At 71.9% G+C, this 6,627-nt stretch carries 5 protein-coding genes; 3 read left to right on the forward strand and 2 right to left on the reverse strand.

The window, feature by feature from the left end:
- Positions 1 to 75: 75 nt before the first annotated feature.
- Complete coding sequence (locus tag ABD323_RS26070; RefSeq protein ID WP_344444398.1) at positions 76 to 684, reverse strand: TetR/AcrR family transcriptional regulator; 609 nt, start codon at positions 682 to 684, stop codon at positions 76 to 78.
- Between the two features lie 74 nt (positions 685 to 758).
- Here ABD323_RS26070 and ABD323_RS26075 point away from each other — a divergent pair, with 74 nt between their 5' ends.
- A complete protein-coding gene (locus ABD323_RS26075) occupies positions 759 to 1,658 on the forward strand; it encodes an alpha/beta fold hydrolase (RefSeq protein WP_344444399.1) in 900 nt (299 codons plus the stop codon).
- A 96-nt stretch (positions 1,659 to 1,754) separates the two neighbouring features.
- On the opposite strand, the gene ABD323_RS26080 is transcribed toward ABD323_RS26075, so the two are convergent.
- Entirely contained in the window at positions 1,755 to 2,120 is a 366-nt protein-coding gene (locus ABD323_RS26080; RefSeq protein WP_344444400.1) for a hypothetical protein, read from the reverse strand.
- Positions 2,121 to 2,696: 576 nt separating this feature from the next.
- On the opposite strand from ABD323_RS26080, the gene ABD323_RS26085 reads away from it, so the two are divergent.
- Entirely contained in the window at positions 2,697 to 4,805 is a 2,109-nt protein-coding gene (locus ABD323_RS26085; RefSeq protein ID WP_344444401.1) for a WD40 repeat domain-containing serine/threonine protein kinase, read from the forward strand.
- Positions 4,805 to 6,283 (forward strand): serine/threonine-protein kinase, encoded by a 1,479-nt coding sequence (locus ABD323_RS26090; protein WP_344444403.1) that lies wholly within the window; start codon positions 4,805 to 4,807, stop codon positions 6,281 to 6,283. The genes ABD323_RS26085 and ABD323_RS26090 overlap by 1 nt, the downstream gene beginning before the upstream one ends.
- The last annotated feature ends 344 nt before the right edge of the window (positions 6,284 to 6,627 follow it).

Consider the following 6,627-nt stretch of genomic DNA (forward strand, 5'->3'; position numbering starts at 1 on the left):
GATCCGGGCTCACTCCCGACTCGCCCCCGACTCGCTCCGGACTCACTCCGGACTCACTCCCGACTCGCCCCCGACTCACTCCCGGGCCGGAAAGAGCTGGCCGAGCTGGTAGTGCAGCACGGCGGTCGCCTCGTCCGCCGTGCGCTGGCCGAGCAGGACGCTCAGGCCGAGGCCGGCGGAGACGGCCATCAGGACGACGGCCTCCTGCCGGGCGTCCATCCGCGGATCGGTCTCCCCGGCCTGCCGCGCGGCCGCGAGATGACCGACGAGGAACGCCTCCATCTCGGCGGGCGCTGCGAGGAACTGCTGGCCGCCGAGCGCGGGATCGGTGATCGAGAGCACCGCGTACTCCGTGTGGACCAGGTGGAAGATCCGGCTCTCCTCGTCGGTGGGGACGGCTTCGAGCAGGACCGCCTCGACGATGTCCCGCGGAGACGGTGCGGTGCCGGTCCTGCGCACCCGGTCGCGGACCCGCTCGCCCATCCGCGCGGTCAGCCGGTTGAGCGCGGCGAGCAGCAGCTGCTCCTTGGTGTCGAAGTAGTACTGCACGAGCCGCACCGAGATGCCCGCCTCCAGGGCGACGGACCGCATGGTGACGGCGTGCAGCCCGGTGTCCGCCGCCGCGCGGAGCAGGGCGTCGATGATCTGGGCCCGTCGCTCCTCGTGGTCCACCAGCTTCGGCATCGGGCTCCCTCCGAACGTTTTTATGGTACAAACATACCATCAAGTCCTGCTGTTTCGCGTATCGGGAGGGGACCATGACCAGGACGAGTGTCGGACGTTTCGTCAGCGAGGAGGCCCGCGGGAAGTTCCTCGAGGCGTACGACCGCGCCATGGAGCTGTGGCCGGACCCGCACGAGGAACTGGACGTCGAGACCACCTACGGCACGGTCCACGTCCACCGCTACGGGGCCCGGACCGGCGATCCGATCGTGCTCCTGCACGGCCACGCCGGACACGCCTCCAACTGGTACCCGCAGGTCGCCGCCCTGGGCGCGAGCCACCCGGTCTACGCGATCGACACCCTGGACGACCCCGGGCGCAGCGTGCAACGCGTCGTCGCGGCCGACGGCGAGGCCAACGCGAGCTGGCTCGGCGAGGTGCTGGCCGGTCTCGGCCTGGAACGCGTCCACCTGGTCGGCCTCTCCTACGGCGGCTGGCTGGCCCTCAACCAGGCCGTTCACGCACCCGAACGCCTCGCGTCGATCGCCCCGCTGGACCCGGGCGGGATCGAGAAGGTTCCCGCGCGGTTCTACCTGCACGCGATCGGCGGGCTGCTCGCCCTGCTCGCCCCGCGCCGGCTGCGGCCCGCCCTGGGACGCCTGCTCGCCAACCCCGCACTCAGCTCACCGCCCGAGATGATCGCCCCGCTGATGCTGGGCATGCGGGCCTACCGGCCGAACACCCGTCCCCCGGCCAGGACGTTCACCGACGAGGAACTGCGCTCGATCCACCTGCCGACCCTCGTCCTGCTCGGAGGCCGCAGCGCGCTGCTGCGCCCCCGCCAGGCACGGGAGCGGGTCACCGCGCTGATCCCCGACGTGCGGGCCGAGATCGTCCAGCGCGCCGGCCACGGCCTCACGCTGGAGTGTCCCGAGCTGATCAACGAACACCTGCTCCAGTTCATCAGCGCGCTGGAGCACCCGGTCGCCCGCTGACGGCCCGCTCAGGCCGCCGTGGTGATGAGGTAGGCGCCGTAGCTGCCGCACTGGGCTCCGGACACCTGGCCGGTGACCACCCAGCCGGGCGAAACGTCAGGGGGTCGGCTCGTCGTCCGCCGCCTCGGGTCCGGCGCCGGGCGCCTGCGGCCCGACACCGCGCCCCTGCCGCAGGCGCGCGGGCAGGCGTCTGCCGAAGTTGTGGAGCCAGCTGGCGCCGAACACGACGACCACCACCGGGAGTCCGAATCGGACGGGGTTGCGCGCGGCGGGCGACCAGCCCGGTTCGAGGGACACGTCGAGCGCCATGGCCAGGCAGATGACGATGAACAGCGGACCGTAGCCGAGCATGTTCCAGGTGTCCCAGCGGGACCCCTCGCTCCGCTCCCGATCGGAGAACGTGATGGCCAAGTCCACTGCGAACAGGGCGAGCAGGAGGCCGGCGAGCGTGAAGAAGACCATCCGCGCAGTATCCCTCCTCGGACACCTCGATACGTGCATGAAATCTGCGGGTCGTGACTCAACAGTCACGGTCCGCTTTTTCATGTCGTAGATCAGATTGCGGTCGCGTGCGTGGTCCTGCTGCTGGTCGTGCTGGTGGTGTTCATCACCTCGTGGCGGCACCAGCTCTGACGCACCACCACGCCGGGCCGCGAAGGTCCAGGTCAGCCGGGTGCCGGCTGGACCGGCCGTATGTGGCCGGTCGGCTGACCTGTTGTTCGGGCACCAGCGCGCCCACGGTGGGGGACGGGACCGCGGGGTTCCGCGGCGACTGCACTGCGGGGAAGCAGGGAGAGGGGGAGATGGTGAGCGGGTACCAGGTCAACGCCGACTTTCCGAGGGAAGCGGAGCTGAAGCTCCGGGGCTCCGCCCCCTGAATCCCTGTCAGGCGATGCACGACGCCATCCGCACCCCCGGACACAGCATCGGGCGGCGACGAAGCACGTGTCGGCCCCGGGCGTCATGCCCCACTGCGGCGTCGGGTGGGCGTTGCGTGTCAGTCAGCCCCAAGAACACATCAGATGGAGGACACAGACGATGGTCAAGGCCCTGAAGGCGGCCGATCCGCGCGAGGTCGGCGGGTACCGGTTGCTCGGACGACTGGGCCACGGGCGACTGGGTGAGGTGTTTCTGGCACGCTCCCGCGGCGGTCGTCTGGTCGCACTGCGGGTGGTCGCACCCGAGGTGAGCGCGGACGCACGGTTCCGCGAGCGCTTCCGCGCGACGGTGGCGTCCGTGCGGGCAGTCAGCGGCTTCTACGTCGCACAGGTGGTCGACGCCGGACCGGACGACAGTCCCTTGTGGTTGGCCGGCGCCTACATCCCCGGCCCGTCCCTCGCGGAAGCGGTGGCAGCCCACGGCTCCATGCCTCAGGAGACGGTACGCGTACTGGGAGCCGGGCTGGCCGAGGCGCTGGAGGCCGTCCACGCCGCGGGCCTGCTCCACCGCGACCTCACTCCCGGCAACGTGATCCTCGCCGACGACGGTCCGCGCGTGACCGACTTCGCACTGGCCCACACCTGGGAAGATGCCCACCCCTCCCGGACGGTCGCCGCGGTCCCCGGCTCGTTCCTGTCGCCCGAGCAGGTCCGCACCGGCGTGAGCGAGCCCGCCTCCGACGTGTTCGCGCTCGGCGCCCTCATCGTCTTCGCCGCCACCGGGGCCCCTCCCTTCGGCCGGGACGCCGGATCCGCCGCACTGCATCGCATCGTCGCCGAGGACCCCGACCTGTCCGGCGTGCCCGCCCCGCTGCTGGGGCTGGTCAGCGCCTGCCTGGCCAAGGATCCCGCCGAACGCCCGAGCCTTCAGCAGATCCGCGAGCTGCTGACCAGCGCGGGTCCGGCGTCCGTGCGCCCGGCCTCCGCGCTCCCAACGACCTGGCTTCCCCCGTCCCTGGCGGACATGGTCGTGGAACGGCAGACAGACGCGCAGGCCCGGGAGCGTACCGCCACACCGAGTCGCCGGACCGTGCTGGCGCTGGCGGGCGGCGGCGCCCTGGCCGCCGTCGGCGTTCCCGTCGCCCTCTGGCGCGGGTCGCGCGGCGGCAGCACAACCCGCCACGGCTCCGGCGCAGCGAGTGGCGCTGGCATGGCGGGCACCCGCGGGCACGCCCTGAAGGTTCAGCCGCTGCGGACCATGGGTGTCGGGGCGCAGAGCAAGGTCTACGACGTGGCGTTCAGCCCCGACGGCATGTTCCTCGCCTCCGGCACCGACGACGGGCAGATCAACGTCTTCCGCGACCCGGGAGGCCTCGGGGCTGACGCCGTGCTCACGGTGCCGGAAGTGGATTCCAGCATGATCAACTCCGTGGCCTTCAGCCGCGGCAATCTGCTGGCCGGCAGCTACATGCTGCCGCCCGACTTCAACACCGGGAACATCGCGGGCGACCGGCTCGGCGTCACCGTCTGGCAGGTCACCCCCACCAGCGAGATCGCGTCCTTCAAGAAGGTGGTCTCGGTGGTCTCCGACACCGAGGGGACGACCCTTTCGTTGGGAAACGCCGTCGCGCTGAGTCCGGACGGGCGCCTGGTGGCGCTCGGGCGCAGCGGGCGCGGCTGCGTCGGGAAGGTCCAGGTCTGGGAGGTGGGCTCCGGTAGGCGGCTCGCGGACCTGGTGGTCGGCCCGGGCGGCGCCGGTATGACCAGCGCCGTGATGTGCGTCGCCTTCGGCCCGGACAGCGCCGTACTGGCCGCCGGCTACGGATCGGACCAGACGAACGGGGTCCAGCTGTGGGACACCGCGTCGTTCACTCCGACAGCCACCCTCGCACTGGACCGCGTCGCACCGGACAACCTCATCACCTCCTTGTCCTTCAGCGCCGACGGCAGGACCCTGATCGTCTCCTACGGTGCCGTCGACCTGTGGGACATGACCTCGCACCAGCTGAAGACCACCATTGGCACGCCCGACTCCCGCTACGACTACGCGGCCCTCAGCCCCGACGGCACCACCGTCGCCGTGAGCGTGAGCGGCGGACAGGGGGACGTGCTGCTGTGGGACGTCCCCACCCGCACGCAGGCCGCCTCCGTCTCCGCGGGTCGCGGCGGCGCCGAGAGCCTGGCGTTCAGTCCTGACGGCAAGCTGCTGGCGGCGGCCACGGCGACGACCGACCTCCTAGGCGCCGTCGAGCTGTGGACGGTGAGTTGATGGATCCGCTCGGCCCGGGCGATCCCCGGCAAATCGGCCCCTACGAACTCCTCAAGCGGTTGGGCCGGGGCGGAATGGGCCAGGTCTACCTCGGACGCTCACCCGGGGGCCGCCTGGTCGCAGTCAAGATGGTCAATCCCGACCTCGCGCACGATCCCGACTTCCGTCGGCGCTTCGCCCAGGAGGTGGCCGCCGCCCGCAAAGTGGGCGGCTTCTACACGGCGCAGGTGGTGGACGCCAACCCGGACGCCGACCCGCCGTGGTCGGTCGCCGCCTACATCCCCGGACCGACCCTGCACCAGGCCGTCCAGCGGCTCGGCCCGCTGCCGCACACGGCCCTGCGGGTCCTCGGCTCCGGGCTCGCCGAGGGCCTGAGCGCCGTCCACGCCGCCGGGCTCGTCCACCGCGACCTCAAGCCGGGCAACGTCATCGTCGCAGACGACGGCCCCAGGGTGATCGACTTCGGCATCGCCGCCGCCCTGGACGCCGCCCAGCACACGACCACGCTCATCGGCACCCCCGGCTACATGTCGCCGGAGCACGCCAGGGGGCAGAACACCGGGCCGGCCTCGGACGTCTTCGCCTTCGCGTGCGTACTGATCTTCGCCGCAACCGGGCGCCACCCCTATGGGGAGGGGCGACCGGAGGTGATCCTCTACCGGACCCTCCACGAGAAGCCCAACCTCACCGACGTCCCCGCCGACCTCGTCCCCTTCCTCACCCGCTGCCTCGCACTCGATCCCGAGGAGCGGCCCGACGTGCTGGAGGCGGTCCGGCTCCTTGCCGTCTCGGCCGACGACACCCGGTGGCTGCCCGCCGGCGTCAACGCGCTGATCACCGAACACCGCAACGCGACGCTGGCCCTGCCCGACCCGACCGGAGCGCCTCCGGCGGGCGAGGTGGCGGCACCGCGGCCCGGGCGCGGACCTCGGCGCCGCCGCCTCCTCGTCGGCGTGACCGCGCTCGCCGTGGCCGCCGTCGGTGTGTCCGTGGCGGCTTGGTCCCTGTACCCGCGGGCCCACGCGACGCCGGGCTCGACCCGCAGCCCTGGGGCCGGCACCGGGCCCCCCATTGCGGCTCGGTGGAGCGGCCAGCCCTGCGACGTGATCGACAACACCCTCATCTCCCAGTTCGCGCTCACCACGGTGGGAACACCCGGCGGCTCGTCGACCGCCGGCGTTCCGGTCGACACCTGCACCTGGAGGAGCGGGCCACCGACCGTCCACGGCGCGGACATCACACTCGCGTACTCCCACACCGCGATCCAACTGCTCCCGCACCGCAAGGCCGCAGCCCACCAGGACGGCGACCTCGAAGCCTACGACGACGTCAACAGCGAGAGCTGCGAGGTCGACTGGACAGTCCGTACCGGCTACGCAGCCGTCCTGTACAGCGTCCCGCCCAACGTCATCGGCGGAGGGGGGTGCGCCACTCCCCAACGGTTCGCCCAGTCACTCGCGGCAAAGATGGATGGGTAGCGTGCGCAGGATCTGTGACGAGAAACGGCGCCCGGCATGACCGGGCAGGCCCGCGGGCGTCTCCGGCCGTCCGGTGTGCCCGGTGCCTCCGGCTCCCGCCGGCACCGCGGCCGGACCCGCTACGCGCTCGCGCAGGTCGCCGACGTCCGGGACCCACCGCGCACACGAATCCCCTGGTGATCGAGACCTGATCGCGCAGGTGAGCAGGCCGACCGCACCGACCGCACCGAGCTCGTCACCCCCACATTCCCCGCACGTCCCTCGTCGTCCAGGAGGACCTCGTGAAACTTCGGCCGGCCACGTTCCTGGCCACCCTCGTGACCGCGATCGCCGTCCTCACCGGC

This window comes from Kitasatospora nipponensis (assembly GCF_039528135.1).
GTDB classification, from domain to species: domain Bacteria; phylum Actinomycetota; class Actinomycetes; order Streptomycetales; family Streptomycetaceae; genus Kitasatospora; species Kitasatospora nipponensis.

Bases quoted from the DNA above. Each gene is read 5' to 3' on its own strand.
- ABD323_RS26090 (WP_344444403.1), top strand. From the start codon at position 4,805: ATGGATCCGCTCGGCCCGGGCGATCCCCGGCAAATCGGCCCCTACGAA.
- ABD323_RS26075 (WP_344444399.1), top strand. From the start codon at position 759: ATGACCAGGACGAGTGTCGGACGTTTCGTCAGCGAGGAGGCCCGCGGG.
- ABD323_RS26070 (WP_344444398.1), bottom strand. From the start codon at position 684: ATGCCGAAGCTGGTGGACCACGAGGAGCGACGGGCCCAGATCATCGAC.
- ABD323_RS26085 (WP_344444401.1), top strand. From the start codon at position 2,697: ATGGTCAAGGCCCTGAAGGCGGCCGATCCGCGCGAGGTCGGCGGGTAC.
- ABD323_RS26080 (WP_344444400.1), bottom strand. From the start codon at position 2,120: ATGGTCTTCTTCACGCTCGCCGGCCTCCTGCTCGCCCTGTTCGCAGTG.